This window comes from Bradyrhizobium sp. I1.14.4 (assembly GCF_050435825.1).
In the GTDB taxonomy this organism is placed as follows: domain Bacteria; phylum Pseudomonadota; class Alphaproteobacteria; order Rhizobiales; family Xanthobacteraceae; genus Bradyrhizobium.
Window position 1 is genome coordinate 79453 of record NZ_JBNDLA010000024.1, and the last position, 26683, is coordinate 106135.

Here is a 26683-nt window from a genome sequence, read left to right on the forward strand (position 1 = left end):
GGCTCTACCCTGATCGAGATGATGGCGGTGATGTTGATCATCGCGATGTTGGCGTCGCTGGTGGTGACGAAGGTTCCCGGAACGGGGCGCAGCAACTTGAAGGCTTTGGCGCTGCAGACCGCCGCGCTGCTGCGACGCGAACGGCTTGCGGCGATTCTCACCGGGCAGAGCCGCCGGGTGTCGCTCGACGGAAATGCGCGGACGATCGTCGGGCAAGCCGGAACGATCGCGATCCCCAGCGACGTCCTGGTCGATGTGATCGGTGTGGACGAGCTCTGGTCGGGACGCCGGGCGGTCGTAAGGTTCGAGCCGGATGGCGCTTCAACCGGCGCGGTGTTGAAATTCTCGTGGGAGAATGTGCGCTATGAGGTGGACGTCAACTGGTATAATGGGCGCGTTGCGGTCGATCTGCCCTGAACCGCGCGATGCGCGTGCCGGGTTCACCCTGATCGAGGCGCTGGTGGCATTGGCGTTGCTTTTGGCGTTCGTGTCCGTCCTCGGCCCGCATTTGTTTTACGCGCGCCGCATCGCCGACAGGATCGACGGCCGCGTTGCGGCGCAGGTCTTGCTGCGCTCGATTCTCGATTCGCCGGTCGACCGTTCCATTCTCGCAAACGGAACGCGCGACGGCGAGACCGCCGGTCTGCGCTGGTCGGTTACGTCCGAGCCCATGTTCGTCGATGCCATGGTTGTGCGGCGGGACGTGCCGGCCGCGGCTGCGTCGAACAAGAAGGAAGAGCCCGGCGCCAAGCGTCGGAGCTGGATCGCCTATCATCTTGTTGCAACGGTGTCGTGGGCGCCTGGACAGACGGTGAGCGCGGATACGCTGAGGCTCGGATTGGCAGCCGACGAATGAGCGCCACCCTTCGATTGATCGCCCGTACGGCGCCCGGCTTCACGCTGATCGAGGTGCTTGCGGCTCTCGCCATCGGGTCCGCGGTGATTGCCGCAACCGCGGTGCTGATCAACAACGTCGCGCTGAACTTCGATCGCAGGACGGGTTCGGTGGGAAAGACGGATCAGTTGCTACTCGCGGTCGACCGCCTCGCGGCGGATATTGGATCCGTCCGGCAAGTGACGCAGCGGGACGGCGCAGATGCCACGGCCGCCTTCAATGGCGATGCCAACCAAGTGACGTTTGTGACCGGAAGCAGTGCAGGTGGCGGCCAGGGCGAGGAGGTCGTCAGCCTGCAGGTCGAGGAGACCGATGGTATCGACCGTCTGGTCCGGCGCCGGGCCCGATGGCACGGACAACGCACACCATTCGCAAGCGTCGCGCTGCAGGATCCCGTCCGCGTGATCGAAGGTCAGATCGACATGAATTTTACGTTCGGAAGCCCTGGTCCGGACGGGACTATGTCCTGGAGCGCGACATGGATCGGACAATCGCTGCTGCCGCGGCTGGTGCGGTTGACTATCCGCGACCGCGCAAGCGGCGCCGATCTCCTGCCTGGCGTTCAGTTCGCGCTGCGGGCCGATGCGCCGATCGGCTGTGCCCAGCCCGGAGCCAACGCCGATTGCGTGACCGGCAAGTCCGCATCGCCGAAGGAGACGCCGGCGAAAGATCCGCCGGCCGGAGCACGCCGATGAGCAGCCGGCACACCCAACGCGGCATGGTCCTGCTCGCCGTGCTGTGGGCGATCGCGCTGTGCGCCGCCCTCGCCATGGCAACGTCGACGACGTTTCGCAGCCTCGCGGGCATCGTCCGGATCGACCGGGATCGCGCGCAAGCCGATGGACTCCTGACCGCGGGGCTCGAGGCTGCCGCCGGTATTGTCGCGGCGCTGCGAGATGCTCCGCTCACGGAGCGCAGCATCACGCTGACGTTTGCGACCGGGTCGGTTCAGCTTACCGTCAGCGACGAGAGCGGCCGCATCGACATCGGAAGGGCCCCGGTCGAGTTGTTGGCCTCCCTGCTCCGCTACGTCGGGGCCGACGATGACGATGCCGGCATCCTGGCGCAAAGGATTGTCGCGCTTCGCGACGCCGCAGGACAAGCGCGACCGAACGATGCGCAGACGCGGCCGAACGATGCGACGAAACCGTCGGCGGCGGTCAAGCCGGATCAACCAGCCGCTCCCGCACCGTTCACGGACATCGGGCAGATCGCTGATATTCCCGGCATGCAGCCGCAATGGATGGCTGCGATGGCGCCCTTGATTACCGTCTACAGCGGCGAGACCGTCAATCCGCTCACCGCACCGGTTGCGGTGCTGCGGGCCTTGCCGTCCTTCGATGCCGAGCGGATTAACGCCTTTCTCGACATGCGCAGCTCTCCGTTTGTCGATCCTGACCGCCTCACCTTCCTGCTTGGACCAGCGCAAAAATACCTGAAGGTCCAGCAGACGCATGTGGTCGCGGTGGACCTCGTCGCCGGCACGACCGACGGATACACCGCAGCGGCCAAAGCATTCATCGTGCTGCTCCCCGAGGACAAGCAGCCGTATCGGGTTCTGGCCTGGACCCCGCTATCGCGGTTCGCCAGGACCGGCGTCGTTGCATTGCCGGAGGCGCGCTGATGACCATCGACGTGATCATGCGACGCTGGATCGACGTCCTCGCCCGCCTGTGGCTCGGCCGGCAGGAGCGGCGCCGTGCCCGACAATGGGTGCGGATTAGCAGAGCCTCCAGCGAATGGGTACTGGAGGACGCGAAGAATTCGGCAAGCTCCACGTTCGCGGCGGGGTCTGCGGGCGCGCTCCCGGACGAGATCGTTAGCGCCGCGCAGAAATCTTTCGTCATTCTGGAGCTTCAAGCCGGTGATGTCGTCGCGCGGTCGATGACCGTTCCCGCGCAGGCGCGCGATCTGCTGGCCGGCATCGTGCGCAATCAGATCGAGCGGCTGTTTCCGTGGCGGGCGAACCAGGTCGCCTATGGCTTCAATGCAGCGGCCAGCGAAGATGCAAGCATCCTCAATGTGCAAGTCCTCGCCACCTCGCGCGCGACGCTCGACGACGTGTGCAGCGAGTTCAGCGCGCGGGGCCTCCGGGTCGATCGTGTCGTTGCCGGCCGGGGCCGCGATGACGCGACACCGGCAGTCACGTTGTGGTCGCGGCTCACCGACGCGACCGACACCAATCTCTCGCGGACACGCCGAATGATCAGCGGCCTGATCGTCGCAGCGGTCTGCTCGACGCTGGTGGTGAACGTCTGGGCTTTCGTGACTGCTGCATCCGCGGATGGCGAGAGCGATGAGGTCGGACCTCGCCTTGCGACGCTGCAGCGTCAGATCAGGGGAAGCTCGTCGAAAGAGGCGATCGCCTCGCTCGCGCCGGCTGAACGGGCGCGTGCCCTGAAGGAAACATCTCCGGTTGCGGTGGTCGTCGTCGAAGCATTGTCGCGCACCCTACCCGATAGGTCCTATCTTACGGAACTGAATATGGACGGTTCGACGCTGCGCATCGTCGGCCTCGCTGGCGACGCACCGTCGTTGATCGCACCGCTCGAACGTTCCGGACATTTCAAGGATGTGCATTTCTTTGCCCCGACAACACGTAATGCCGACGGCGGGCGCTTCGTGTTCCATATCGAGGCGCGCGTCGAACCGCATCTCAGGATCGATGGAGAGTAAATCGTGCTGAAGGCGAAGCTCAATTTCAAATTCGACGTCAACCGTGAGCAAGTCCTCGCGGTCGGCGGCCTCTGCGCGCTGCTGCTGATCTGCGCGGTCGCGATCGCGGGCGCGCTGCAGACGCGGGCCAATGCCCTGCAGCGTCTCGCCGAACAGCGCGACCAGCTGGCTGCACTCGAGGCGCATTCGCGGCCGGCTGCGAATAAGCGCACGCCGAGCCAACGCCTTGCGGCACCGGCGGCCGCGTTCCTGGATGCGTCGACCAGCGGCCTCGCCACGGCGCAGCTCCAGGCTTATCTCTCCGAACTGGTGACGAGTCAGCACGCGGTCCTGGTCTCGTCCGGGATTCCCGCCGATCGCGACGACAAGAGCGACGCAATCAGGCTTCAGATCTCGCTGAATGCCACGCTCGCTGCATTGCAGACGCTGCTCTATCGGCTCGAAAGCGGCGCGCCCTATGTATTCGTCGACGCACTGCTGGTGCAGCCGGGAGGATCCACTGAGCGAACTGCGGGTGATCCGGTCTTGAAGGTCAATCTGACGGTGCACGCCTTCTGGCGCCGCAGGACGGCTTGATCGATCGCAACTGCGCAAGGCGGCCAACGATGCTATTCGGCAGCTTCTCTCAACTGGCCGCGGAAGTATTCGATCGTTCGCTCGAGGCCATTGCTGAGATCAACGGTCGGCTCCCAGCCGAGCACTGCACGCGCCAGCGAAATGTCCGGCTGCCTTTGCCGGGGATCGTCGGACGGCAGCGGCTCGAACACCAGCTTGCTTCGTGATCCGGTCATTACAATGACCTGCTCGGCCAGCTGACGGATGGTGAACTCGCGCGGATTGCCGATATTGATCGGCCCCGTGAAATCGTTTGGCGTGTCCATGGTCCGGATCATGGCCTCGATCAGATCGTCGACGTAGCAAAAGCTGCGGGTCTGGCGGCCATCTCCGTAGATGGTGATGTCATTGCCTCCGAGCGCCTGGACGATGAAGTTCGACACCACGCGGCCGTCGTTCGGATGCATGCGGGGACCATAGGTATTGAATATTCGCACGACCTTGATCCGCAGGCCGTGCTGGCGCCAATAGTCGAAGAACAGCGTCTCGGCGCAGCGCTTGCCTTCGTCATAGCATGAGCGCAGTCCGATCGGGTTGACGTGTCCCCAATAGGATTCCACCTGCGGATGGATTTCCGGATCGCCGTAAACTTCCGAGGTCGAGGCCTGGAGGATCTTTGCCTTCACGCGCTTGGCGAGTCCAAGCATGTTGATGGCGCCGTGGACGCTGGTCTTGGTCGTCTGCACCGGATCGAACTGGTAATGGATCGGCGAAGCCGGGCACGCCAGATTGTAGATCTGGTCCACCTCGACATAGAGCGGAAACGTCACATCGTGGCGCATGACCTCGAATCGAGGATTGCCGATGAGACGCGCGATATTGCCCCTGCTGCCGGTGAAGTAGTTGTCGACGCAGAGCACGTCGTGGCCCTGCTCGACCAGCCGCTCACACAGATGCGAGCCAAGAAATCCGGCTCCGCCGGTCACCAGCACCTTTGCCACGTCACTCTCTCTTGATGTCCGAGCGTGAAGCCTGCGGCCAAACCCACGGATGTCGACGGGCGGGAACGTAGCCCGCGACATGCGAGCAATCGCCGCTCTGCGAGCCGAACACCGTCCACTGCGTGACCTTCCAGACTTCGTTGCTGCGAAGCGACGCGCCGGCAAGGACACAGCTATTCCAGGGAGCAACCACGAATTGAATGTCGTAGCAGCCCGGCGAAATGCTCGAAACCGTGTGATACCGCGAGGGCGGCAACGCCCCCGCAAATTGATCCGGCCCCCAAACCCCCGCGCCGCACGGCGAAATGTAGAGGTGCTGCAGCGGCGTGTTCGAAGCGTTGACGATCGTGAATTCAGCTGCGCCAGCAGCAGCAGACGAGAGTATCGCCGCCATCGCCGTCACAACGAGTTGTCGATTACATAGGCGATGCATGGAAGCGAACGCACTGCGGACATTTCATTGCAGCTGCCGCGTGGCAGGCAATAGACGATAGCATCACGGCATTGCAGTTTTGTGGCGTTTCCCGTTGTAATTGTCTTGTCCGCGTTGCGTTACGTGAATGGCTGCGCAATGCCGAGCGTTCGCAGCGGGCCACCTGGCCGGGCTTGCGTTTTGCGTTACGCGCGAAGCGCTGACGTCACGTCGCGCTATCTGCGAGCTGTTGGTGAACTGCGACGATTCACGTTGGGCTAACCTGCAGAAGTTTTTCGCGCTTGGATCTGATTTCAGTTCAGCATCCAGCGATCTCGAATTTGAGGACCTCGTCGTCATGGCGCGGATACCCCGCAGACACGCCCGCGATGTCGATCTGGTCTCCGCCGACCTCCGCGCCGCACACGATCGCCAGCGCGTCGCCGAGCGACCGCGCCCACACTTTTTCCGCACGGCGAAGCCGGCCGGGAAAGATCCGTTCCCTTTTTGAGTTCAATGGCTTGTTTGCAGGCCGGAGCGGGAGGGATCGAACCTCCGAATGGCGGAATCAAGATCCGCTTATTTGTCCGACGATTTCGAGGCGCATTTGGAAACATTCACCCAAAACCCTTCCCTCCCACGGCAAAGGTCACGCGCTCGAACCGTCTGACTGCTTCGCAAGAACTCCCCAGCCATGGGGCGGCAACGTAATCTCTGTCATCCCTCGCTTTTGGCGGACCGCGAGGTCTCCAGCCAACCTATCGACCGCAGCAGGGATCGCGCACGCGATCGGCGCGTCGGTCACATTGAGCGCAACCCACAGCCGGTTTTCTTCGTGGAATGCTTCGATCACGAGCTCGGCGTTGCGAAGCTCGGTTACTCGAGTGCGGGCCCTATGGAGCCACGGATGCCGCAGCCGCAATCCGATCAGTTCCTGATGAATCCGGAACGTCGGCCAGCCGAAAGGTACCAGATCCCTTGATGTTGCGGGAAATGCCGGACGGATCGCGTCGTCTCCTCCGGCACGACGTTCCTTGACTCCTCGAAACGCCTGTTCGTCGCCGGCATAGATTGATGGCAGGCCGCCGCAAGTCATAAGGATGACCAGCGCATGGGCAAGATGCCGTTCATCGCGAAGCTGGCTCGCGATCCGCGTGACATCGTGATTACCAATAAAGGTCTGCGGCACGAAACTGTCGAGCATCGCATTGTGTCGCTCCAGTGCCCAGGCCAGTTCAAAGAAATTGCGATCGTTCAACGCACTCCAGATCGCCTTCCATAGTTCATACTGCGTAACCGCGTCGACACCGGTCTCGCGAACGAAGGCGGAATAGTCGCCGTGGATTACCTCGCCGAAAATATAGGCATCCGGATGCCGGGCACGAACCGCAGGCAAGACATCGGCCCAGAACCGTCTTGGGACGGCGTAGGCCGCATCAAGCCGCCAGCCGTCGGCACCACGCTCGAGCCAATGGCTCATCACGCGCATCACATACTCGGCGACAGCCGGTTCGTCATGATTGAGAGCAACGAGCTGGCGATGGCCCTCGAAGGTCGCATAATCGGGCGATTCATCCGAAGCGCCGTTCGTTGGCCGGGTCAGGCGAAACCACGAGGCTTCAGGCGAATGCGGGCCATCTGCAATCGCGCGCCGAAATAGCGGATACTCGCGGCCGACATGATTGAACACGCCGTCGAGCACGATACGCAGCCCGCGATCACGGGCCGCCTTGACAAGCGCATCGAAATCGCTCTCGTCGCCGAGCCGCCTGTCGATCTGGAAGTGATCGATCGTGTCGTAGCCATGCGTGGACGAGGCGAAGATCGGTCCGAGCAGGATCCCGGAGGCGCCTAAATTCACGACATAATCCAACCAGGCGACAAGATGGCCAAGGCGATGCGTGACAGCCGCACACGCCTCGCGTTCGGCCCCGACAAAGCCGAGCGGATAGAACTGCCACCAGACCGCCCGCTCGATCCAGTTTCGTGACCGCTGATCTTCACTGTTCAAGTCGATCGCCGCCTTTCACGAACAGCAAACCATTGGCGCCGGCAGCGAGCAAGACCGCGACCGGAATAAGACCTATGTCCTCCTCCGTCAGCGTCTCGCAATCCAAGCAAAAGAAGTGCCGCGTCTGAGCGAGACGGCAAGTTTGAGGAAGGCAAGACCGAGAGAATCCCGGATCAGGAGTGAGCCGTCACCAAGCCGATCCCGGACCGGGACCGACCCTGCGATCACCTCCCGCAATCACCATTTCAACGCTGCCGTACGCACGGGATGATCCCAAAGCGCGGTCGTCTCGGCGTCGAGCAGGCTCAGCGTGAGCGAACACCCGGCCATATCCAGCGATGTGACGAAACTGCCAACCAGCGAACGAGCGATGCGCAGGCCACGTTTCTCGAGCATCCGGCGTGCCGCGTTGTACATCAAATAGAGCTCGATCGTGGGCGTGCCGCCGAAGCCGTTGACGAGCAGCAGGGCTTCGGTCCCGGCACGTGCGTCGAAATCGCCCGCGATGGCCGCGATCATCTCGTGGGCGATCGCATCGGCGCGCTCGAGCTTGACGCGGCGGCGTCCCGGCTCGCCGTGGATGCCGACGCCCATTTCCATCTCGTCCTCTCCGAGCCTAAAGGTGGGCGTGCCGGCGGCGGGAACGGTGCAACTCGTCAGTGCTACGCCCATCGAGCGTGTCCGCGCATTGACGCGTGTACCGAGCGCGACACAGGCCTCAAGATCGGCGCCCTTCTCGGCGGCCGCGCCGACGATCTTCTCGACGATCAATGTGCCGGCGACGCCGCGGCGCCCGATGCTGTAGGTCGACTTCTCGACCGCGACATCGTCGTCGGTCACGATGGTTGCGGTGCGGCCCTCGGCGATCTCGGCCGCCATCTCGAAATTCATACGGTCGCCCGCATAGTTTTTCACAATGAACAGCACGCCGGCCTCGCCGGAAACCGCCTGGGCCGCCTCGACGATCTGATCCGGCGTCGGCGAGGTGAAAACCTGGCCCGGACAGGCAGCGTCGAGCATGCCGTGGCCGACGAAGCCCGCATGCAGCGGCTCGTGCCCGCTGCCGCCGCCCGACACGAGCGCAACCTTCTTCGGGTTCAGCACACGCCGCCGCACGAATTTCCGCTCGGAGCCGAGCGCGACGATATCCGCATGCGCGGCTGCGAACCCGTCTAGGCTCTCCGCGAGCACGTCGTCGACTGAATTGATGAACTTTTTCATTGTCTCCTCCCCGCTTACTCGATTTGGCTTCGCGGCTATTTCTCTCGCATGATCGCACTCAAGCGCCGCGCGAATTCCTGGAGCAGCGCATCGAGCTCGGCATTGCGCTTGGCGCTGCCGAGATCAGGCAAGTGCAGCGTCAGCGTCCGCTCATGCGCCCCTTCGGTCAGGCGACCGATCCGACGCGGATGCGCGCGCGCATAAGCACGAAGAAAGGCGGCCTTCGCCTGCGGAGGGAAGTGGCAGACATCGAAGATCGTGTTGAGATGCTGTACCGGGATCGGCACCGGATAAGCGGGATTGCTGATTTGGCTCACGAAGCTGCGATTCTTGCCCATGGCATGCGCAAGACGAAGCCGCATCCCTGACGGACGGCTTTCCAGCACCTCCTTGAAGATGCGCTTGTAAACCGCAACAGCGCCGGCCTCGGCTGGCTCATCGGTTGCCGTGTCAGCCAAGGCCACCTCCGCCGCTCAGCCGGTCGATCGACTGCTTGATCTGCGCGAGCGTGGATGCGTTCACGGAAAGCTCGCGCAGGCCGCAGTTCAGCAACGCCGGAATGCAGCGCGGGTCGCTCGCCATGTCACCGCACAGGCTGACGCTGATTCCGGCGCGACGTCCGTGCTCCGCGGTTCGCGCGATCAGTTCGAGCACAGCCGGATGCAGCGGATCGAGCAAGGCCGCCAGAGCTCCATTGGAACGATCACAGGCAAGGACGTATTGTGCGAGGTCGTTCGAGCCGATCGAGAAGAAGGCGGTCTTGAACGTCGCAATCGCGAGGGCCGCAGCAGGGACTTCGACCATGATTCCCAGTTCGGGAAGCATCGCGTTAACGCCTTCGGCCTGCAAGCGCTGCACAATGTCGGCGAACAGCTTCCGTCCCGCCTCGAGCTCGTCCGCCGACGTCACCATCGGGAACATGACCTTGAGATTGCCGCGCACCGCGGCGCGGGCCAGCGCGCGGAGCTGGACAGCAAAAATCTCGGGCCGGGCGAGGCAAAGCCGCAAGCCGCGCACGCCGAGGAACGGATTGGCTTCGCTGTCGAACGTAAAGCCGGGCACCGGTTTGTCGCCGCCGGCATCGAACGTGCGGATCGTGACGGGCCGCTGTCCGGCCCAGCGCAACACCGCGTCATAGGCCTGGAATTGGGTCTCCTCATCCGGCAGGTCGCTCCGCCCGGCGAGCAGGAATTCCGTCCGCATCAGGCCGATGCCGTCGGCATACTGCGCATCCGCATGATCGAGGTCGTCGACGCGCTGGATATTGATCAAGAGCTTGATGTGTTCGCCGCGCCACGAGGCCGTCGGCCGCCGCAGGATTGCGCGAGCGGATGCCCTGCTCTTGCGATGGCTCTCGCGCCGCTTCTCGAAGATGCGCACCTGCTCGGCACTGGGATCTAGCTCCAGTGTCGCGCCTTCACCGTCGAGCAGCGCCGTGGCGCCGACAGCCGGAATGGCGCCGAGTTGCACGACCATCGGGATGCCGCGCGCACGCGCCAGCATCGCGACGTGGCTCGTCGGACTGCCGTGCAGCAGCGCCAGGCCGCCGCCGCCGGACCAGTCGATCTCGAGGAAGCGCGACGGCGGCAAGTCGTCGGCACAGATGACGCCTCCGCTCGGGATCTTCAGCGGCTCGCCCTCGTCGCCGCGCAGAATGTGGACCACGCGGTCGCGCAGGTCCGCAAGGTCCGACGAGCGGGCCTGCAGATACTCATCCGCCGCCGACTTGTACTCCGCGATCTGCTCGTCGAGCGTCGAGCGCCATGCGACGTCGGCCGGACGCCCCTCGCCGATCGACGCGAAGATCGCCTCGATCAGATCCTCATCCTCCAGCAATGCGACCTGGAACTCGAGGATTTGCGCGGCTTCACCGCCGGCGCTGGCGGCAAGATCGGCGATCTGCCCGCTTGCGAGATCGATCGCCTTGCGCAAAGCGAGCGCCTCCTCGACCAGCGTGCCGGCCACCCGCTCGCCGCCCGCGCCCGCATCGACGCGGACCAGCGGACCGTGGGCAAAGCCGATCGAGGCGGTCCTGCCGCGGTAAGCCAGTCCTGTAGCGCCGCCCTGCATGCTAGCCCGCTCCATCTGGAAAATCGCTGGCAACCAGATCGACCAGCGCGGCGACGGCGGCCTCGGCGTCGCTGCCGGATGCCTTGATCTCGATCGTGCTGCCGTGTGCGGCGCGCATCGCCATGATCTTGGCCACACTCTTGGCATTGATCCACTCCGGCGCACCCGCGACCCGCACCGAGATCTGGGCCTGGAACTTCTTGGCGAGCTTGGTCAGCTTGACCGCCGGGCGCGCGTGCATGCCTACCGCGTGCACCAGCCGCACATTGCCGGTGAAGATCTGTCCGTCCGCCTTATCAAGCATGCTCATCATCCATTCATCGCATCGCCGACATCTCAGTCGGCAGAGAGTTCCTCGGCCACGGCCTTGACCTGGGCCAGCGAGCTACCGCCCGCCGCTTCGGTCGCCGCCATCACGGCGCCCTCGACGATCGGCGCGTTGCATACGACAACGAGATCTCGTCGCGCAGGCTCCAGCATCTCAACGGCCATTTCGCTGTTGGTCTCGGCTCCGCCGAGATCAACGAGCACCGCGACTCCCTTCGGAGACCAGGCGTCATTGATGGCGTCGATGATCAGCGGCACGCTGGTACCCAATCCGCCATCGGGATTGCCGCCACAGAAAGCCACCTTGACTTCGCTGCCGACCATCTGCCGCACCATGTCGGCGGTTCCCTTGGCGATGTCGCTGGAATGCGAGACGATCACAATCCCCACGGTCTCAGTCATGCCCGTGCCTCCAGGCCCGCGCACACCGCCTGCACCAGCACGCAGCTCGACCGCGCGCCGGGATCGACGTGCCCGACGCTGCGCGCGCCGAGGAACGACGCGCGCCCCTTGGTGGCCTGCATCGGCGCTGTCCGTTCGACCGCCTCGGTCGCGGTGGTGCGCACCCGCGCGATCAGATCCGGCTTGCCGGCCGCCGTCTTCAACGTCTCCAGCACCGGAACCAGCACGTCCAGCATCGTCTTCTCGCCGACCTGCGAGCGGCCGCGCGCGCTCACCGCGTTCACGGCACTGCCGAAGACTTCGGCGAGATCGTCGGGCAGGCGCTTGTCGTGCGACAGCGCCTCGCCCGCGGCAAGAAAGAAGCTGCCATAGAGCGGGCCGGAGGCGCCACCGACCGTCATCACCAGGGTCTTGCCGATCATCTTCAGCGCTTCATCGAGCGGCTGCGCCGAGATCGCATCGAGCTTGCCGAGTACGGCTTCGCAACCGCGCTTCATGTTGGTCCCGTGGTCGCCATCGCCAATCGCCTGATCCAGGCTGGTCAGCTCCGGCGCGCTGGCGATGACCTGCTCCGCGGCCGCCTTGACCAACGACCTGAATGTTTCGGGTTGCACCGACATCTGTTCGATCCTCTCGCCCCTCTAATGAACCGCCGCGGGAATGCGCTGCCCCGCACGGTCGAAACACAACGGACGCACCAGATGCAGTTCGACCTCCTGGCCGGCCTGCAGCGGCTGATGCGGGTCCGCCAGCGTCACCAGTGTCTCGCCCTTATAGTCCAGATGAACATGATTCTGCTCGCCGAGGTGCTCGACCCGATGCACGCGGCCGACCATCTGCCCGCCATTGCGCGCGCCGAGTTGAAGATGCTCGGTGCGAATGCCGACCGTCTCCGTTCCGGGCGGCACCGCTACATCGGAGAGCAGACGAGCCGGCAGGAAGTTGATCTGAGGCGTCCCGAGCCGCGAGGCGACGTAGCTACTGGATGGGCTTTCGTAGATCTCTCGGGGCGTGCCGAGCTGAAGCAACTGACCGTCCCTGATCACGCCAATTCGCGAGGCCATCGTCATCGCCTCGACCTGATCGTGGGTGACATAGAGGATAGTCGCGCCCAGTTCGATCTGGATCCGCTTGAGTTCGAGCCGAAGCTCCGCGCGGAGTTTTGCGTCCAGCGAGGACAGCGGCTCGTCCATCAAATAGATCGAAGGATCGCGGACCAGGGCACGGCCGATGGCCACGCGCTGCATCTCTCCACCGGACAGCCGGGTGGCCCGGTTGTTCAGCTTGCTTGCGATATGCAGCAGCTCCGCCGTCTGTTCGACGCGCCTGCGGATGATCGGCTCCGCCACCCGCCGCGCGGGAGAGCGCAGCGGAAACGCCAGATTGTCGTAGACCGTGAGATGCGGATACAACGAATATTGTTGGAACACGAAAGCGATATCCCGCGAGCCCGGCGGATCGTGCGTCACGTCGCGCCCGTCGATCATGACGGAGCCTGTATCAGGGTTCTCCAGTCCGGTGATCAGCCGCAGCGTCGTAGTCTTGCCGGCGCCGCTTGGTCCGAGCAGGACCAGGAACTCGCCGTCGTTCACCGTCAGTGAGAGGTCGCGGACAGCCTCCACCGCGCCGAAGCGCTTGTTGACGTTGCGCAGGGTGACGTCAGCCATGGCGCGGGCCTCTCTCGCTCGCGGTCCTGATCGCGAGGCCGCTGCCGATGTCGAACAGCGCCAGCCGCTCGGCGTTGAATTCGAGACCGATCGTTTCGCCGATCCGTACCGATGCACTGGAAGGCAGCCGCGCCGCGACCCGCCCATAGGCTGTGTCGACGGTGACGATCTGGGTGGTGCCGAGATATTCCGCGCCGAACACCTCGCCGCGAACGGCGCCCTCGTCGGCGAAGCGGATATGCTCCGGACGGACGCCGAGCGCCAGCGGCGTGCTGGCTCGGTCCTCACAGATCTCCGGCACCGCAAGCCTGGTGTCGTGGAAGCTGACCGCGCGATCGCCGGATCGCAAGCCGCCCTCGAAGCGCAGGAAGTTCATCGGCGGCGAGCCGATGAAGTCGGCAACGAACATGCTCGCTGGCCGGTCGTAGACCTCCTGCGGCGTGCCGATCTGCTCGACACGCCCCTTGTTCATAACGGCGATCTGGTCGGCCATCGACATCGCTTCAAGCTGGTCATGCGTGACATAGACCGTGGTCGCCTTGATGCGATCGTGCAGGTCGCGCAGCTCGCCGCACATCAGATGACGAAACTCGGCGTCGAGCGCGCCCAGAGGCTCGTCCATCAGGAACGCCTTCGGCCGCCGCACCATGGCACGCCCGAGCGCGACGCGCTGCCGGTCGCCGCCCGAGAGTTTGGAGGTCTTGCTCGACAGCAGATGCTCGATCCGCAACATTCGTGCGGTCTCCTGCACCCGCTCGCGGATCTCGCGCCGGCCCATGCCCTGGCACTTCAGGGGGAAGCCGATGTTCTCTCCGACGTTCATGTGTGGATAGAGCGCGAACAGCTGGAACACGAAAGCGATATCGCGCGCGGCAGCACGGTGGAAAGCGACGTCCTCGCCATCGAGCAGGATCTTGCCTTCGGTCGGCAGCTCGAGGCCAGCAATCATGCGCAAGGTGGTGGTCTTGCCGCAGCCGGAGGGCCCGAGCATCGCGAAAAACGTACCGTCGTCGATCGTGAAGGTCGAACCTTCCACCGCGGTGAACTGATCGAAAGACTTGCGCAGGTTCTCGATGCGGATCTGTGCCATGGCCCTATTCCGGAAAATGGCTGACGATGACAAAGCCGGCCGTGCCGGCAAGGATCGTTACGAAGGAGCAGCTGTAAAGATCGATCGACCAGGGCTGCACCAGCATGATGATGCCGCCTCCGATCAGGGTCATCGCGATGGCCTCCCACGGCCCGCGACGAAACCAGCGAGCTACGCCACCCTTGGCAACCACAGAGCCACTCATTTGCGCACCGCTCCGAAGGTGATGCCGCGCAGCAGATGCTTGCGCAACAGCACGGTGAACATGACGATCGGAACGACGAACAGCGTGGTCGCGGCGGCAACCGCCGGCCAATCCTGCCCGCCTTCGCCGATGATGAAGGGAATGAAGGGCGGCATGGTCTGCGCCTCGCCGCTGGTCAGCAGCACCGCGAAGGCGTACTCGTTCCAGGAAAAGATCAGGCAGAAGATCGCGGTCGCAGCAATACCGGTGACGGCCTGCGGCAACACCACCTTGCGCAGCGCCTGCAGCCGCGTATAGCCATCGACGAGGGCGGCCTCCTCGTACTCGCGCGGAATCTCGTCGATGAAACCCTTGAGCAGCCAGACCGCGAGCGACACATTCACTGCGGTATAGAGCAGGATCATGCCGAGCCTGGTGTCGGTCAGATTGAGCTGCCGGTACATCAGATAGATCGGGATCGCCACCGCGACCGGCGGCATCATGCGCGTGGAGAGGATAAAGAACAGCAGATCGTCAGCCAGGGGAATGCGGAAGCGCGAGAACGCGTAGGCCGCGAGCGTGCCGAGGAAGACCGCAAGGAAGGTCGAGCCGAAGCCGATGATCAGCGAGTTGACGAAGCGCGGCACGACCTTCGACGGCCCGGCGATGACCATGTCTCGCTTGCGCACCAGCTTGTCGTACCAGGTCTCGGGCGGCGGCAGCTTGGCGATGAAGTCCGGCGTCTGGCGGGTGCGCACGGTAAACAGGTTCACATAGCCTTCGAGGGTCGGCTCGAACAGCACCTTGGGCGGATAGGCGATGGCGTCGCTCTGCGACTTGAACGCGGTGGCGACGATCCACAGCAGCGGCAGGATCGTGATCACGGCATAAAGGATGACGAGGCCCCCGGCGAACGCCTTGGCGCGCGGCGAGGCTTCGACGATGGAATGCGCAGTGGACTTGGTCAGGACAGATTTGGTGGCGGCAGCGGTCATCGTTGCTTCACCTTGTTGAGCGTCTTGACGTAGATGTTGGCGGCACCGAACACGGTCACGAACAGGATGATGGCGAGCGCCGAGGAATAACCGGTGCGCCACTTCTCGAACGCCGCGCGCTTCAGCGAGATCGACACCAGCTCGGTGGTCGAGCCCGGCCCGCCCGAGGTCAGGAGATTGACCATGTCGAACATCTTGAAGTTCTCGATCGCGCGGAACAACACCGCGAGCATCAGGAACGGTATCGTCATCGGCAGCGTGATCGAACAGAACTGCCGCCATGCCGAGGCACGATCGACTTCCGCCGCTTCATAGATGTAATCGGGGATCGAGCGCAGCCCGGCGAGGCAGATCAGCATGACGTACGGCGCCCACATCCAGGTATCGACCAGCACGATGGTCCACGGCGCAAGCGACACCTGCCCGGTCATGCTGAACGAGCTCGGCGGCACGCCGGTGAACAGGCTGATCAGATAGTTGAACGGCCCGATCTGGGGCTGCAGCAGCAGCGTCCAGAAATTGCCGACCACCGCCGGCGACAGCATCATCGGCAGCAGGATGATCGTGGTCCAGAAGCTGTGGCCGCGAAACTGACGGTTGATCAAAAGCGCCAGGCCAAATCCGACGACCACCTGCAAAGCCACCGAGCAGATCACGAACTGCGCTGTGGTCTGCAGCCGGAACCAGACGTCCTCGTCGGTGAGGATGTCCCTGAAATTGTCGAGGCCAACGAACCGCAACGGCAGATAGGACATGCTGAGGTTGAGGTTGCTGAAGGACAGCCGGATCATCCAGATCAGCGGAAAGATATTGATCGCGAGCAGCAGCGCGATCGTCGGCGCGACGAACAGCCAGGCAATGGTCCGGTCCGACAGGCCGCGGACCCGCCGGGCGGCGCGGGATTTAACAGGCGTGTTCACGCCTGGGATCGTAGCATGATCGGGTTGCAGGATCGTCGTCATCGTGTCCATCAGCTGGGCTGGTTCGGCCTCCCCGAGGCGGCCCTCGGGGAAGCCAGTTCAGGTGTTGGCGCCGGCTATTGCGAGGCGACTTCCTTGCCCTGCTCCTTGAAGACCTTGGTCCAGTCCTTGACCAGGAGATCGAGCGCCTGCTGTGCCGTGCCCTTGTCGGCTACGACGTAGTCATGCACCCGCTTCTGCATGTCGAGCAGCAGCTGCGCGTAGGACGGCTCGGCCCAGAAGTCCTTGACGATGCCCATCGACTCCAGAAATTGCGGGGCGAACGCCGCGCTCTTGGGAAAGTCGGGCGCGTCGACCACCGCCTTGAGCGCCGAATAGCCGCCGATCTGCCACCATTTCTGCTGCACGGCCGGTTGCGCGAACCATTTGATGTAGGCGAGCGCGTCGTCCTTGTGGTCGGAGGTCGCGACGACCGAGATGCCCTGTCCGCCAAGCTGGGTGAAGTGTCCGTTCGGACCGGCCGGATTGACGAAGAAGCCGATCTTGTCGCCGCCGACATTCGGATCCTTGTAGAGACCGGGGAAGAAGGCGAACCAGTTCATCTGCATCGCGACCTGGCCGGACTTGAAGGCATCGAGCCCTTCCTGCATGTAGGCGTTGGTCATGCCCGGCGCCGTGCAGCACTTGTAGAGCTCCTTGTAGAACGCGAGACCTTTTGCCGCGTCGGCGGAATTGACGATGCCCTGCATCTGGTACGACTTCTTCGGATTGTCGTAGGCGAAACCGTAATTGTAGAGCACGTTGGTGACACCCATCGTGATGCCTTCCGAGCCGCGCTCGGTGAAGATGTAGGCGCCATAGACCTTCTTGCCGTCGATCTCGCGGCCCTGGAAGAACTCGGCGATCTGCTTCAGATCGTCATAAGTCTTCGGCGGCGCCAGATCGCGGCCGTATTTGGCCTTGAACGCGGATTGAATCTCGGGCCGCGAGAACCAGTCCTTGCGGTAGGTCCAGCCCACCGCATCGGCCATTGCCGGCAGCGCCCAGTAGTTCGGCGTGCTCTTCGGCCACTGCGAGTAACCGACGACGGTTGCCGGGACGAAGTCGTCCATCGAGATGTGCTCTTTGTCGAAGAAGTCGTTGAGCTTGACGTACCACTTGTTCTCGGCGGCCCCCCCGATCCACTGGCTGTCGCCGATAATCAGATCGCAGAGCTTGCCGTGGGAGTTGAGCTCGTTGAGGAAGCGATCGGCATAGCTCGTCCACGGGACAAACTCGTATTTCATCTCAATGCCGGATTGCTTGGTGAAGTCCTTGCCGAGTTCGACCAGCGCATTGGCCGGATCCCAGGCCGCCCAGCACAGGGTGAGCTGCTTGCCCTGTGCTGCGGCTTCGCTTGCACCGAAAGTCCCCAGTAGCGCAGCTCCCAGAACCGCGGCTGCCGCTGAGCTGCCTACCAACTTGAATCGTCGCATATCCGTTTCCTCCCTCGTTGAAACAACCGACCCGCTCAGCGCGCGCCTTGCCGGAGCGACGCCAAGACCTGAAATCGAGTTTGAGGAGCGATGGGTGAGGAACGAGACGGACCGTTTCCGGACAACGGTTCGGAAAGGGTTGGGCTCCTCCCACACATCGGCTCGATGCGTGATGTTTAGTTTTTTATAATACTAAACGTATTACTGAACGCACGAGACCGTCAAGCCGATTTTGTGAGGCCGCCAAAAGATTCGCAATCACCGGAAATCTCGCTGCACAGCAGCAGACCTCACATCCTCTTCAGCCGGGGTGCGGAAAGCCTTAGCTCGACGCACTGTTTAGCAATCTACGTTTACTGAACGTTCCATGGCAATGGCGAACGAGAGCAGTGTCCCGCACAATTCGTCCGAATTTGATTGCGAAGGCTGGCCGCGAAAGAACCGAGGTGGGCGGCTGGACCGAACAGTCGTCAGGCGCGAACGGCTGCGTGGCAAATTGCAGGCTCGCGTTTCGATTCAGCCAAGCGCAGTTAGATCGAACTCGTCTTCGACGATCTTGCGGTTCTTGGTCGTTTCGCCATGCTGTGATCGTCCCGCACAGCGAGCCGGTTGCGCTTCTTGATATCCGATCCCGCGCGCTGAACTTTCGTCTCGCGGTGGTGAGCGGCATATTCCTTGCCGTCGATCGGTGCCACATGCGGCGGATCTCTATCGAGATACGGTCGCGCGATTCCGAAGTCCTTACCGTGTGCGTCGATCCACTTCCAGAGGCTGTCGGAGGAAATCCATCGCTGCTCCCGTGTCGCGCCTTCGACGCTCACGACATCCGCGGCGAGCCCGTGGCCATAGCCGCCGCGGAAGCTCCCGCCATGGAACGACCTGTCAATCGCAGCCTTCAGGCCGCTCGCAATCGATTGACGGTAGTCATCGCGGAACGCGCTGGTTATGCCAGGCGACAGCCCGGCCTCTTCCGCCGCACGAAGCGTATGAAAGAGCTTCAGCTTGAAGCTCCGATCCATGCCTCCGATCACGTAGTCCATCATCGGCATACCGGCTTTTTCAGCCGCCTTCGGATCTTTCCACGCGAAGTCCTCATCGACGAGTTTGGTAAAGCTTTTGGTGACGGTCACCGTTTTGCCCTTCTTCTTGACCGTCACTTTCCTCCGCTCATCCACCTTGATGGAATCTTCCTTGGGCGTCCGTTGGTAAAGCGCCCACAGGTAGCGGTCGATGCAGATGTCTGCGACCAGACACTCGTCGATAATTTCGACGGGACTCTCGGCCTCCTTGGCGTCGCCCGGCACCGGATCAGCCGTGCTCGCTGTCGCCACCTGCACCGGCGGCTCTTCGGGCGGCATCATCTGCGACGAAGCGGGCAACGCAGCCTCGACGATCGATTTTGGTTCATCCGAGGCCGCCGTCGTGTCGGCGGCCGTCGCCGGCACCGATTCGGCGGCCGTCACCACATCGGCGTTAGCGGCAACGGCTGCGGGAGCCTGTGGTACGTCCGGGAGTTCGGCGTCAGCGGTGAGTGACGGTGCGCCGTGCGCCTCGATTGGCAGGGCGCCGGCCCTCTCGATACCGGCCGAACCGAGGACAGCAAACGACGCGAGGCCCCAAATCGCGAGAACGACCATCCCGCACAACGCCGCCCCCACCGCCGGAAATCGCCGCGCATTCATGATGCCCTTGCCTCCAAAGGCTCCACCTGAGCCCTGCTGCACAGCCAAGCATGCGATCGCGCTGATTTTTTCGGATCAAGATGTGCATGCGCAATGGTGGAAACTGCAGGTCATCAGCTTTTCCAAAGAGTGTTGCCCGAATGCAACGAGCCCTTCCTACGCCTTGCAACCGCAGCGGTGAATGGCCGGCAGCCATCATCTCGATTTCCCGCAGCAGTTCGATTGCATCATGGATGTGACCTCGGAATCCGAAGCCTTTCGCTCTTTCGCTGTGGTGCAAGGACTGCACCTTTTGGAACTTCACGGTGATGCCTGAATAGAGCGACGACTCCTTGCAGCTGAGATTCGTCGTCGGCGCAACACTGGCCGGATGAACGTTGGGGGCGAGCCGGAGTATGATGCTCTGAGGCGGAGTCCTCGCATCGTCGATGACTTCATTGATCCGCGTGAAATCTGCCTCGCAATTCCATGACAGGCTTCTCCAGTTACATCCCAAATAGAACGTCGGGAATGCCGGCAAGCGGCGCACGAGGCAGTGTTTTCTGTCGAGAAAACGTTTCCGTTGGGCTACTGAAGTCAACGGACCGTTTCCAAGGTGTGGTCCTACCCAGGCCTGGAAAAAGTCGCGCAGCAGAAGATCGACGGCGTGTCGGAGCTGTTTTCGCTTGATGCTTGCCGACATGGCGGCATGACCGGACTGGAGGAAGCCGATCCCGACGCGGGTGAGCAGAGCGCGGCGAGCAGTGTTATGCGACAGAACGCGTCGTAACTCAACCCGTGGCCTTTCCCGGAGATTGGGAAGGCCAGCGATCCTTCCGTTCCCCGCTGCCCGGCCATGACCAGCTCGCGCAAGCGTACTGAGCATGATCGTCGCTCAGGGCGCGAGCGACTAGCACTTGATCGGCCGGTGACAGGAAACGAAATGAGCACAGATTTCCAAACGCCGGGGCAAATCTGTTTCCAAATGCTCCCAATTTCGGCTCAAACTGAACAATTACTACAATGAATTCAAATAGTTAATTATGGCTGGGGCGGGAGGGATCGAACCTCCGAATGGCGGAATCAAAATCCGCGAGGATTTCGAGCAGTATCAACATCAGTTCTGAATTACGGACCAGTTCTGCGTCTAATCCGATCAATAGGTTACAGGGCAATTCAGAACGTCTTGGGACAGACAATGCGACCAGATCTGACAACTAGGTGGTGTGGACTCTAGGGATTCCCATTTCGGAGCAAATCAGATTCAAGGCTGCTTTTGGAGAGGCAGTCTTGGGTGTGATGGAGCGGTTGGTTTTGAGCGACGCGGCGTGGGAGCGGATAGCGCCGCTGATCATAGGCCGGCCTGACCAGAAAGGCTCGACCGGGCGCGACAACCGGATGTTCGTGGAAGGCGTGCTGTGGATCGTGCGTACCGGTGCTCCCTGGCGCGATCTTCCGGAAGCATTCGGGGATTGGAACAGCGTGTTCCGGCGCTTCAGCCGATGGAGCATGAAGGGTGTTTGGTGGCGGATCTTCGAGGCGATGTCCGATGATCCGGACTTTGAATATCTGATCGTCGATTCCACCACACTGATGGAAAGCCCGGAGAATACCGATGTGGATCACGCTGCGATATTACCCGTCTTCCTATGCCTCCTTTTTGGCGGTGCAGCGCTTCAATGACTCGACCGCCATGGTTGAGCGCGGCGCCCAAGAGCTGGACGCCACGAGTGCCGGGACCGGCCCCAGCGAGGCGGCGGCGACGGCAAGCCAGCCTGAGGCCGGAATTTCCGTCGCCGTACGGCGAGGTTCGCGATGCGCCGCCGATACTCCATCCCGTGACAGATGAACCGGCCCAACCCCTCACTCGTCCGCGAGTCGCTCGCCGATCGATCATGGAGAAGGCCACGGGGAACCCGGCGGGTAGAGATTCCAGGGCCACTTGAACGGACTTACGGGCCCTCGCTTCTTGCTCACCGCCAAGGCCGTCAGAAATTGCCCGGCATGGTAGAGCACCGCGGCATGGTCCTCCATGTCCGGGGATGGTGGCTGCGCTGCATTGCCATCCGAAGCCATCATCTTCCGGTATTCGCTGCGGTGCTGGGTGCGGACCTCGACCGTGCGGAAGTCCCGCTCCTTGGCGCGCGAGACGAATATTTCACGGACCGACAGGCCATCGTTGATGATCTGGTAGCCGTTCTGCAGGATTTCGAACGGCTGCGACACCTTGTTGAGATGATCGAACCGGACCGATCGCGGCTGCCGCCAAGCTTCAAAAAATGAAGGGTACACGAAGTTGCTGACGGCAATATTGTCGATCTCGTATTCCTCGCCTTCGACGGCATCGCACATCTCATAAGCGTAGAACCTGCCGTCGCTTCCCTGCGCCCAGAGCGTGGCGCCGGGATCGATCAGCATTTCGAGAAGTTCATGGGATGCGGTCGTGCTGACCTTCTGGCCGGCCGCCAGCGTGGATTTGACGAAGACCTTGGAGATCGGCTGACCATCTTTCGTGAGGTCGTGATAGCCGAGCGCATTGGCGGCATCCGCATCGTCCAGGAAGACGATCTGCCATTCGCCGGCTTTCGGCTCGGCGGTGACATACAGTTCGGCATGATAGCCCCAGACGGGTACGAAATGCTCCTCCAATTGCCTCGTGAGCGCCGCAACGAGCTTGTCGAGCGGTACACCCAGCGGGGTTGTGGCCTTGTTCACGAACGCGATCGTTGGAAATCGACCCTTGCTGATCGCAGCCCCCTTGGCGGCCGTCTTGGGCGTTTGCGGCATATCTCTTCTCCACTATCGAGACAGAATGAATTGAACTTCCCTGCTCTGCAGCTGATCGACCGCAGAAACAGCAATCTCTTGACCCCGGGTCCGGATCTGGGCCGTCACGGTCGTTCCGACAACGGTCTTGGATTTCGCAATTCGCTTGCCTCCTGCGGTCACGAGCACGGGAGATGCAAACTGGAAATTATGCAGCGCGGCCGAGCTCACCACGCCTGCCGGCTCCAGCGCCAGGGCGACATACACCTTGTGGGTATCGGTGCGCTGCACTGAACCTTTCACCATAGCGTCCGCGAACTGGAAGCGGCTGCCGACCGGCGCGAACGTGACCTTTGGCGAGCCCGAGAAGTCGACGGTGGTCGTGAATGTCAGCTTGTCGGTGAAGGTTGGCGCCGTCGCGGCGACGTTACCGGCTTTTGAACCGTCGGTTGCCGTGACGTTCGTGAAGGAGTTGAGCTCGAAGAATGTCTTGAGTGTCTCGTAGACGCCGATATTGCCCGCGGCGGGATAGAGATAGTTTGGACCGACCAGCTGCTCGGCTCCGCAATAAGGGACGCCATATTGCGGCTTGCTCAGGCTCATCAACAGGTCGCCGAGCGTATCGGTCAGAGTGAACACCCGCTCGTTCTGCCGCTCGCGATTGGCGTCGGCCGAGATCCCGAGCGTGAAGTTGTTGGCCCATGGCCCAACCAGGTTCACGGTGGTGCCGATATTGTTCTGCACATCGCCGGTGAGATCAAAGCTGTAGGCGACCGCGGTCGTGTAGATCATCGTGAGATAGTTGCGTACCTCCTCATAGTACGGGCCTGCGAACAAACCCGGCCGGAACGTACTGATGTCTTGGGAGCCGCCTTCGTCATAGAGCGCCAGCAGCTGCTTGGCTCTGAGATCGCCAGCCGCGTAAGGACTGTCGTTGCCGAATTGCCGCAAGAAGCCGATCACATGGGCTTTGGCGGCTGCGCGAGTTTCGCAGCGGATCTGCCGGGCGATCTGATAGGTGGTGGCGCCCGTCACGTCTTCCGGCACCGGATGGATCGCACACCCCATCAAGCCCAGCACTACACCAAGCGAGGCAAAGCTCCGCCCGGCGCTCAAAATGCGCCCGCTCGTCATGAAATTACTCCCTCAAATGGGAGCGAACATAGCAAGCAGCGCACGTTCTGGCTGTATCCGGAACGCAACAACTTAATGTTTTGTTAACCGATCCTCTAACGGCATCCGAGCAACGGCTCGCGCGGCGCGATCGGCGGCGGCGAACGCCGGAAACCCTCAGGACGCAACAAGAGCCGCATGAAGCGCGGTCGGCCGATCATTGCAGCGTAAAGCCTCCGGGGGCAGCCGGGAACGGCAGCTGGACATTGAGCGCCTTCTTGTTTCCGCTTTCGATGGCCAGGCGACGAAACTGCGTTGCCGCGGATCGATCGCCAAGGCGCGCGGAGGCGATTGCCGCCGTGAAAGCAGCCTGCGACTTTACGGTACGCATCTTGGCGGATGCAGGATCGGAGTTTGGCACGGCATCTGCCCAGATGAGCGCGCTTTTCGACAGTTCGAAGGATTGATACCAGTCTTGGGTGTCGAGCTTGATCTCCGCAGCACTATTGATCGCCTGTGCCCGCTGGGCCGACGTGACGCCCGAGAGGGTCGAATAGATCAACAGCGCGCTCGAGCGGTCGGTAGGCAGGACCGATTTATCGTCGGCGAAACGCAGGATGTCTTTGCCGGGTGAGAGCGCGAGATCGGCCACCACCTGATCGGCGACCTTTGCGATCACGGCGGTCTGTTGTGTGGGCATCGTGGGATCGGCGTGCGGCAGATAACGCAGTTGGGTGAACAGTTTGGTGATGGTCTGCGCTCCTCCTTCTAGTTCGGTCGCCTTCAGCGTGAGGTTGGAATAGATCTCGTTGTGCAGCTGCGCCAGGAATGTCGAGAACTCGACTGCGGACATCAGCGCGGCGTGGTGCTGCCGATCGGAAGGTTGTCCGGCCTTGAGGTGATAAAAATCGGCGGCAATCCAGTTCGGAACGGTGCCATCGCCGGGACACATGCCCGGAACGTAATCGCCCTGGTAATCCGGCGCCTTGAAGACGATCTTGCAAACCGTCTTTTGGTCCAGACCGGAAAAATGCACGACCTTGCCTTCGAAGGCGTGATCCACGTCATAGGCCGCGACGTCGCACAGAAACGCCCGCGCTTCGTTCAGAAGCGACGGCAATTCATTGGCGATGAACGCGCTGCGCTCCTGAGCGGACAGCTGCGCCGGCCAACCGAGCAGATTCCAGGATTGGGGTTCGAAGATATCGATGTTCGCCTGGACGTTATTCGGCGTTCGAAATTCCAGGTCGGTCTCCCAACCGGGCCGGGAGAAACACGCGGTCGTATTGACGACCGGCAGCAGCTGATAGGCGCTCGGATAGCGGATGCCGTATTTGTTGAGATTGCGCGAGATGGTGTTCATGTCGAGCGCCACGAGCGCGTTCCACAACGGACCGTCATTGGCGGGATCGACGTAGAGCGTTTCACCTCGCGAGAAGGACAGCACGGCTTTGGGGGCGCCATAATTCGGGGTGCCGGCAAAAACGAGCTTCTGGATAGGCATCCAGGCTTCGAAGACCTCGCCATCGGCCGGGCAATGCTCGCTGGCATAGATGTGTTCGAGCCAATATTTGAGCACGAGGCCGCCCATGCTGTGGGCGAGGAACACAACAGGCCGTCCTTTGACGATGCTCCGAACGTCGTCCCGGCATAGCCAGCGCGACAAATCGTTTGCGCTACGAATGTTCGATTGCCGCCAATCATAGGAGAACCGCAGCACATTCGCGGGACCCATGATCATGCTGAGTTCAGCATAAGCTTTGCCGTAAATGTCGATATTCTTGAGAGGCGCGTAAAGCGTATCCAGCACATTGGTGGTAACCGTCTCACCGTCCGTATATTTGAAGGCCGGGTTGTCCTGAACAAAGTCACTTGCGGAGAACTTTCCCCAGAACATGACGTCACGTCCGGCGACGGTTCGTGAGAGAGCGGAGCCGAGAATGCCCGGGATAAAAATGAAGACCGGCATTGCCTTTTTTACCGCCGTCCCGACGATCGCCTGCTCCGCGGGCTTCAGGCTCTCCCTGGCGTCGGTTAGCGCCGAGATGGTGGGCGGATTGATCCGAAATGCCATGCTGGCGGCCTGGGCGGACATGAGGGGGAGCAGCATCACGAGGAGCGATACGACAACGATGCGGAGCACCCAACCAGTCCGGCAAGCCATTTCTGTCCCCCTGCAGCTGTCACCGAGCAAGTGCCCTGTGAGAAAAGGCTCGCGCTCGCTCCGACGGCGCGCAATCTACATTGAAATCGACCAAATGTAATTGCGCCATGCAACTGAGCCAATGGCAAGCGAGCGCAAAGCTCCGCCGCACGTATTGAACAGGAGCGCTTTTTCCAACAACCCCGTCGCGTCCGAACGGCTTCGCTTTCAGCCAAGGTAGGGAGGCGCTGGGAGAGCGCCTTCCCTTTGACTCGAACCGGAATCTGAGCCTCTGCTGGTTCGTCGGCCTTGGGCTCGCGCGTGCGGCCCGCAATGGAAGGACGTCGAGCTGGATGGTCATGCCGGCACCTTTAGTGTGCGGGAAGACGGCTCCAATCTTGCTCCAAATGGCGACTTTACCCTCGCGTTCTTTGACGCTGTAGGCAATCAGTGTCGGTTGCTAGCCCGTCTTATTCGCGAGAGGGTGCCTGAGAGGCTGGCGAGCGTGGTGTAAAGCGCTGATGCGGCGTAGGATTCGGTTGCGAAGCCAACCCCATCACCTCAACCGCGAACGCCACGCCCGCCATGACCAATGATACGATTCTGCCCTTCTCGTTTCCAGCCGTTCACGCCAAGAAAGTCACAGCTGCCTTCGATGGTGGGCGCCTAACCTCGAATACCGACTGACTTACACTTTGGTTGACGCATGGATGGATAGCTACCCGCGCGAGCCGGCATCCGTCACGCTCGACATCGATGATACCTGCGATGTCGTCCACGGCCATCAGCAGCTCTCGCTGTTCAACGCCCATTATGACGAACGCTGCTTCCTGCCGATCCACGTCTACGACACGGAGACGAGCCGGCCCGTGGCGGTCGTGCTGCGGCCCGGCAAGACGCCGGGCGGCGTCGAGGTGCGTGCCCATCTTCGACGCCTGGTACGGCATATCCGCACGCGGTGGCACAAGACGCGAATTACGTTCCGTGGCGATGGGCACTATGCCCGGCCGGAGGCCATGACGTGGTGCGAGAACAACGGCATCGACTACATCTTCGGTCTGTCCGGTACCAAGCCTCTCGCCAGAAAAGTTGACGAGGT

Annotated in this window: 27 protein-coding genes, 1 tRNA gene and 2 pseudogenes; 10 read left to right on the forward strand and 20 right to left on the reverse strand. The window is 62.3% G+C overall.

Going from position 1 to position 26683, the window contains the following annotated elements; genetic code table 11:
* Positions 1 to 30 precede the first annotated feature (30 nt).
* The 6 genes from ABIB78_RS31440 to gspM are packed head-to-tail and all read left to right on the forward strand — an operon-like array spanning position 31 to position 4147.
* Positions 31 to 417 (forward strand): hypothetical protein, encoded by a 387-nt coding sequence (locus ABIB78_RS31440; protein ID WP_429031722.1) that lies wholly within the window; start codon positions 31 to 33, stop codon positions 415 to 417.
* Positions 389 to 856 (forward strand): prepilin-type N-terminal cleavage/methylation domain-containing protein, encoded by a 468-nt coding sequence (locus tag ABIB78_RS31445; protein WP_429031724.1) that lies wholly within the window; start codon positions 389 to 391, stop codon positions 854 to 856. Before ABIB78_RS31440 ends, ABIB78_RS31445 begins: the two co-directional genes overlap by 29 nt.
* Entirely contained in the window at positions 853 to 1590 is a 738-nt protein-coding gene (locus ABIB78_RS31450; RefSeq protein WP_429031726.1) for a PulJ/GspJ family protein, read from the forward strand. Before ABIB78_RS31445 ends, ABIB78_RS31450 begins: the two co-directional genes overlap by 4 nt.
* Complete coding sequence (locus ABIB78_RS31455) at positions 1587 to 2519, forward strand: general secretion pathway protein GspK (RefSeq protein WP_429031728.1); 933 nt, start codon at positions 1587 to 1589, stop codon at positions 2517 to 2519. The genes ABIB78_RS31450 and ABIB78_RS31455 overlap by 4 nt, the downstream gene beginning before the upstream one ends.
* The gene (locus ABIB78_RS31460) at positions 2519 to 3571 is read left to right on the forward strand and encodes a PilN domain-containing protein (RefSeq protein ID WP_429031730.1); all 1053 of its coding nucleotides are present in this window, start codon (positions 2519 to 2521) and stop codon (positions 3569 to 3571) included. Before ABIB78_RS31455 ends, ABIB78_RS31460 begins: the two co-directional genes overlap by 1 nt.
* A 3-nt stretch (positions 3572 to 3574) precedes the next feature.
* Positions 3575 to 4147: a type II secretion system protein GspM gene (gspM, locus tag ABIB78_RS31465; protein WP_429031733.1), complete on the forward strand. Its 573-nt coding sequence runs from the start codon at positions 3575 to 3577 to the stop codon at positions 4145 to 4147.
* A gap of 32 nt (positions 4148 to 4179) precedes the next feature.
* On the opposite strand, the gene ABIB78_RS31470 is transcribed toward gspM, so the two are convergent.
* On the reverse strand, positions 4180 to 5127 hold the full coding sequence (locus tag ABIB78_RS31470) for a UDP-glucuronic acid decarboxylase family protein (RefSeq protein WP_429031735.1): 948 nt from the start codon (positions 5125 to 5127) through the stop codon (positions 4180 to 4182).
* 1 nt (position 5128) lies between these two features.
* Positions 5129 to 5521 carry a hypothetical protein gene (locus ABIB78_RS31475; RefSeq protein WP_429031738.1) on the reverse strand — a complete coding sequence of 131 codons (393 nt, stop codon included), beginning with the start codon at positions 5519 to 5521 and terminating at the stop codon, positions 5129 to 5131.
* 166 nt (positions 5522 to 5687) lie between these two features.
* On the opposite strand from ABIB78_RS31475, the gene ABIB78_RS31480 reads away from it, so the two are divergent.
* On the forward strand, positions 5688 to 6050 hold the full coding sequence (locus ABIB78_RS31480) for a hypothetical protein (RefSeq protein ID WP_429031740.1): 363 nt from the start codon (positions 5688 to 5690) through the stop codon (positions 6048 to 6050).
* A 138-nt stretch (positions 6051 to 6188) separates the two neighbouring features.
* On the opposite strand, the gene ABIB78_RS31485 is transcribed toward ABIB78_RS31480, so the two are convergent.
* From ABIB78_RS31485 to ABIB78_RS31550, 14 genes are all read right to left on the reverse strand, one after another.
* Positions 6189 to 7550: an alpha-amylase family protein gene (locus tag ABIB78_RS31485; RefSeq protein WP_429031743.1), complete on the reverse strand. Its 1362-nt coding sequence runs from the start codon at positions 7548 to 7550 to the stop codon at positions 6189 to 6191.
* A gap of 237 nt (positions 7551 to 7787) precedes the next feature.
* Positions 7788 to 8771, reverse strand: coding sequence for a dihydroxyacetone kinase subunit DhaK (gene dhaK, locus ABIB78_RS31490; RefSeq protein WP_429031746.1), 984 nt, complete (start codon positions 8769 to 8771; stop codon positions 7788 to 7790).
* A gap of 35 nt (positions 8772 to 8806) precedes the next feature.
* Complete coding sequence (locus ABIB78_RS31495; protein ID WP_429031748.1) at positions 8807 to 9235, reverse strand: hypothetical protein; 429 nt, start codon at positions 9233 to 9235, stop codon at positions 8807 to 8809.
* Entirely contained in the window at positions 9222 to 10841 is a 1620-nt protein-coding gene (gene ptsP / locus ABIB78_RS31500; RefSeq protein WP_429031750.1) for a phosphoenolpyruvate--protein phosphotransferase, read from the reverse strand. The genes ABIB78_RS31495 and ptsP overlap by 14 nt, the downstream gene beginning before the upstream one ends.
* Position 10842: 1 nt before the next feature.
* Entirely contained in the window at positions 10843 to 11145 is a 303-nt protein-coding gene (locus tag ABIB78_RS31505; protein WP_371821719.1) for an HPr family phosphocarrier protein, read from the reverse strand.
* A 32-nt stretch (positions 11146 to 11177) separates the two neighbouring features.
* Positions 11178 to 11570 (reverse strand): dihydroxyacetone kinase phosphoryl donor subunit DhaM, encoded by a 393-nt coding sequence (dhaM, locus tag ABIB78_RS31510; RefSeq protein WP_429031753.1) that lies wholly within the window; start codon positions 11568 to 11570, stop codon positions 11178 to 11180.
* Positions 11567 to 12190 (reverse strand): dihydroxyacetone kinase subunit DhaL, encoded by a 624-nt coding sequence (gene dhaL / locus ABIB78_RS31515; RefSeq protein ID WP_429031755.1) that lies wholly within the window; start codon positions 12188 to 12190, stop codon positions 11567 to 11569. Before dhaL ends, dhaM begins: the two co-directional genes overlap by 4 nt.
* A 21-nt stretch (positions 12191 to 12211) precedes the next feature.
* A complete protein-coding gene (locus tag ABIB78_RS31520) occupies positions 12212 to 13237 on the reverse strand; it encodes an ABC transporter ATP-binding protein (protein WP_429031758.1) in 1026 nt (341 codons plus the stop codon).
* Positions 13230 to 14327 carry an ABC transporter ATP-binding protein gene (locus ABIB78_RS31525; protein ID WP_429031761.1) on the reverse strand — a complete coding sequence of 366 codons (1098 nt, stop codon included), beginning with the start codon at positions 14325 to 14327 and terminating at the stop codon, positions 13230 to 13232. The genes ABIB78_RS31520 and ABIB78_RS31525 overlap by 8 nt, the downstream gene beginning before the upstream one ends.
* Before the next feature lie 4 nt (positions 14328 to 14331).
* A complete protein-coding gene (locus ABIB78_RS31530) occupies positions 14332 to 14460 on the reverse strand; it encodes a hypothetical protein (RefSeq protein ID WP_429031764.1) in 129 nt (42 codons plus the stop codon).
* A 68-nt stretch (positions 14461 to 14528) separates the two neighbouring features.
* Positions 14529 to 15506, reverse strand: coding sequence for a carbohydrate ABC transporter permease (locus ABIB78_RS31535; protein WP_429031767.1), 978 nt, complete (start codon positions 15504 to 15506; stop codon positions 14529 to 14531).
* Positions 15503 to 16477 (reverse strand): carbohydrate ABC transporter permease, encoded by a 975-nt coding sequence (locus ABIB78_RS31540; RefSeq protein ID WP_429031769.1) that lies wholly within the window; start codon positions 16475 to 16477, stop codon positions 15503 to 15505. Before ABIB78_RS31540 ends, ABIB78_RS31535 begins: the two co-directional genes overlap by 4 nt.
* Positions 16478 to 16542: 65 nt before the next feature.
* A complete protein-coding gene (locus tag ABIB78_RS31545; RefSeq protein ID WP_429031772.1) occupies positions 16543 to 17901 on the reverse strand; it encodes an ABC transporter substrate-binding protein in 1359 nt (452 codons plus the stop codon).
* A 530-nt stretch (positions 17902 to 18431) separates the two neighbouring features.
* On the reverse strand, positions 18432 to 19625 hold the full coding sequence (locus tag ABIB78_RS31550) for a peptidase M15 (protein ID WP_429031786.1): 1194 nt from the start codon (positions 19623 to 19625) through the stop codon (positions 18432 to 18434).
* 139 nt (positions 19626 to 19764) lie between these two features.
* Here ABIB78_RS31550 and ABIB78_RS31555 point away from each other — a divergent pair, with 139 nt between their 5' ends.
* Positions 19765 to 19899 carry a hypothetical protein gene (locus tag ABIB78_RS31555; protein WP_429031774.1) on the forward strand — a complete coding sequence of 45 codons (135 nt, stop codon included), beginning with the start codon at positions 19765 to 19767 and terminating at the stop codon, positions 19897 to 19899.
* Between the two features lie 707 nt (positions 19900 to 20606).
* Here ABIB78_RS31555 and ABIB78_RS31560 read toward each other — a convergent pair.
* Positions 20607 to 20700 (reverse strand) — tRNA-Gln (locus tag ABIB78_RS31560).
* Positions 20701 to 20852: 152 nt separating this feature from the next.
* On the opposite strand from ABIB78_RS31560, the pseudogene ABIB78_RS31565 reads away from it, so the two are divergent.
* Positions 20853 to 21155 (forward strand): annotated as a pseudogene (locus tag ABIB78_RS31565) (IS5 family transposase); the annotation flags it as partial.
* 300 nt (positions 21156 to 21455) lie between these two features.
* Here ABIB78_RS31565 and ABIB78_RS31570 read toward each other — a convergent pair.
* From ABIB78_RS31570 to ABIB78_RS31580, 3 genes are all read right to left on the reverse strand, one after another.
* Positions 21456 to 22349, reverse strand: a complete 894-nt coding sequence (locus ABIB78_RS31570) for a hypothetical protein (protein WP_429031777.1) — start codon at positions 22347 to 22349, stop codon at positions 21456 to 21458.
* Between the two features lie 12 nt (positions 22350 to 22361).
* Positions 22362 to 23462 (reverse strand): hypothetical protein, encoded by a 1101-nt coding sequence (locus ABIB78_RS31575; RefSeq protein WP_429031779.1) that lies wholly within the window; start codon positions 23460 to 23462, stop codon positions 22362 to 22364.
* 196 nt (positions 23463 to 23658) lie between these two features.
* On the reverse strand, positions 23659 to 25584 hold the full coding sequence (locus tag ABIB78_RS31580; protein WP_429031781.1) for an esterase/lipase family protein: 1926 nt from the start codon (positions 25582 to 25584) through the stop codon (positions 23659 to 23661).
* Positions 25585 to 26169: 585 nt separating this feature from the next.
* Here ABIB78_RS31580 and ABIB78_RS31585 point away from each other — a divergent pair.
* Positions 26170 to 26683, forward strand: a pseudogene (locus ABIB78_RS31585) (transposase); the annotation flags it as partial.

Bases quoted from the DNA above. Each gene is read 5' to 3' on its own strand.
- ABIB78_RS31440 (WP_429031722.1), top strand. From the start codon at position 31: ATGTTGATCATCGCGATGTTGGCGTCGCTGGTGGTGACGAAGGTTCCC.
- ABIB78_RS31445 (WP_429031724.1), top strand. From the start codon at position 389: ATGGGCGCGTTGCGGTCGATCTGCCCTGAACCGCGCGATGCGCGTGCC.
- ABIB78_RS31450 (WP_429031726.1), top strand. From the start codon at position 853: ATGAGCGCCACCCTTCGATTGATCGCCCGTACGGCGCCCGGCTTCACG.
- ABIB78_RS31455 (WP_429031728.1), top strand. From the start codon at position 1,587: ATGAGCAGCCGGCACACCCAACGCGGCATGGTCCTGCTCGCCGTGCTG.
- ABIB78_RS31460 (WP_429031730.1), top strand. From the start codon at position 2,519: ATGACCATCGACGTGATCATGCGACGCTGGATCGACGTCCTCGCCCGC.
- ABIB78_RS31475 (WP_429031738.1), bottom strand. From the start codon at position 5,521: ATGGCGGCGATACTCTCGTCTGCTGCTGCTGGCGCAGCTGAATTCACG.
- ABIB78_RS31480 (WP_429031740.1), top strand. From the start codon at position 5,688: ATGGCTGCGCAATGCCGAGCGTTCGCAGCGGGCCACCTGGCCGGGCTT.
- dhaK (WP_429031746.1), bottom strand. From the start codon at position 8,771: ATGAAAAAGTTCATCAATTCAGTCGACGACGTGCTCGCGGAGAGCCTA.
- ptsP (WP_429031750.1), bottom strand. From the start codon at position 10,841: ATGCAGGGCGGCGCTACAGGACTGGCTTACCGCGGCAGGACCGCCTCG.
- ABIB78_RS31505 (WP_371821719.1), bottom strand. From the start codon at position 11,145: ATGCTTGATAAGGCGGACGGACAGATCTTCACCGGCAATGTGCGGCTG.
- dhaM (WP_429031753.1), bottom strand. From the start codon at position 11,570: ATGACTGAGACCGTGGGGATTGTGATCGTCTCGCATTCCAGCGACATC.
- dhaL (WP_429031755.1), bottom strand. From the start codon at position 12,190: ATGTCGGTGCAACCCGAAACATTCAGGTCGTTGGTCAAGGCGGCCGCG.
- ABIB78_RS31520 (WP_429031758.1), bottom strand. From the start codon at position 13,237: ATGGCTGACGTCACCCTGCGCAACGTCAACAAGCGCTTCGGCGCGGTG.
- ABIB78_RS31525 (WP_429031761.1), bottom strand. From the start codon at position 14,327: ATGGCACAGATCCGCATCGAGAACCTGCGCAAGTCTTTCGATCAGTTC.
- ABIB78_RS31530 (WP_429031764.1), bottom strand. From the start codon at position 14,460: ATGACCCTGATCGGAGGCGGCATCATCATGCTGGTGCAGCCCTGGTCG.
- ABIB78_RS31535 (WP_429031767.1), bottom strand. From the start codon at position 15,506: ATGACCGCTGCCGCCACCAAATCTGTCCTGACCAAGTCCACTGCGCAT.
- ABIB78_RS31540 (WP_429031769.1), bottom strand. From the start codon at position 16,477: ATGGACACGATGACGACGATCCTGCAACCCGATCATGCTACGATCCCA.
- ABIB78_RS31545 (WP_429031772.1), bottom strand. From the start codon at position 17,901: ATGCGACGATTCAAGTTGGTAGGCAGCTCAGCGGCAGCCGCGGTTCTG.
- ABIB78_RS31555 (WP_429031774.1), top strand. From the start codon at position 19,765: ATGGCCGGCAGCCATCATCTCGATTTCCCGCAGCAGTTCGATTGCATC.
- ABIB78_RS31570 (WP_429031777.1), bottom strand. From the start codon at position 22,349: ATGCCGCAAACGCCCAAGACGGCCGCCAAGGGGGCTGCGATCAGCAAG.
- ABIB78_RS31575 (WP_429031779.1), bottom strand. From the start codon at position 23,462: ATGACGAGCGGGCGCATTTTGAGCGCCGGGCGGAGCTTTGCCTCGCTT.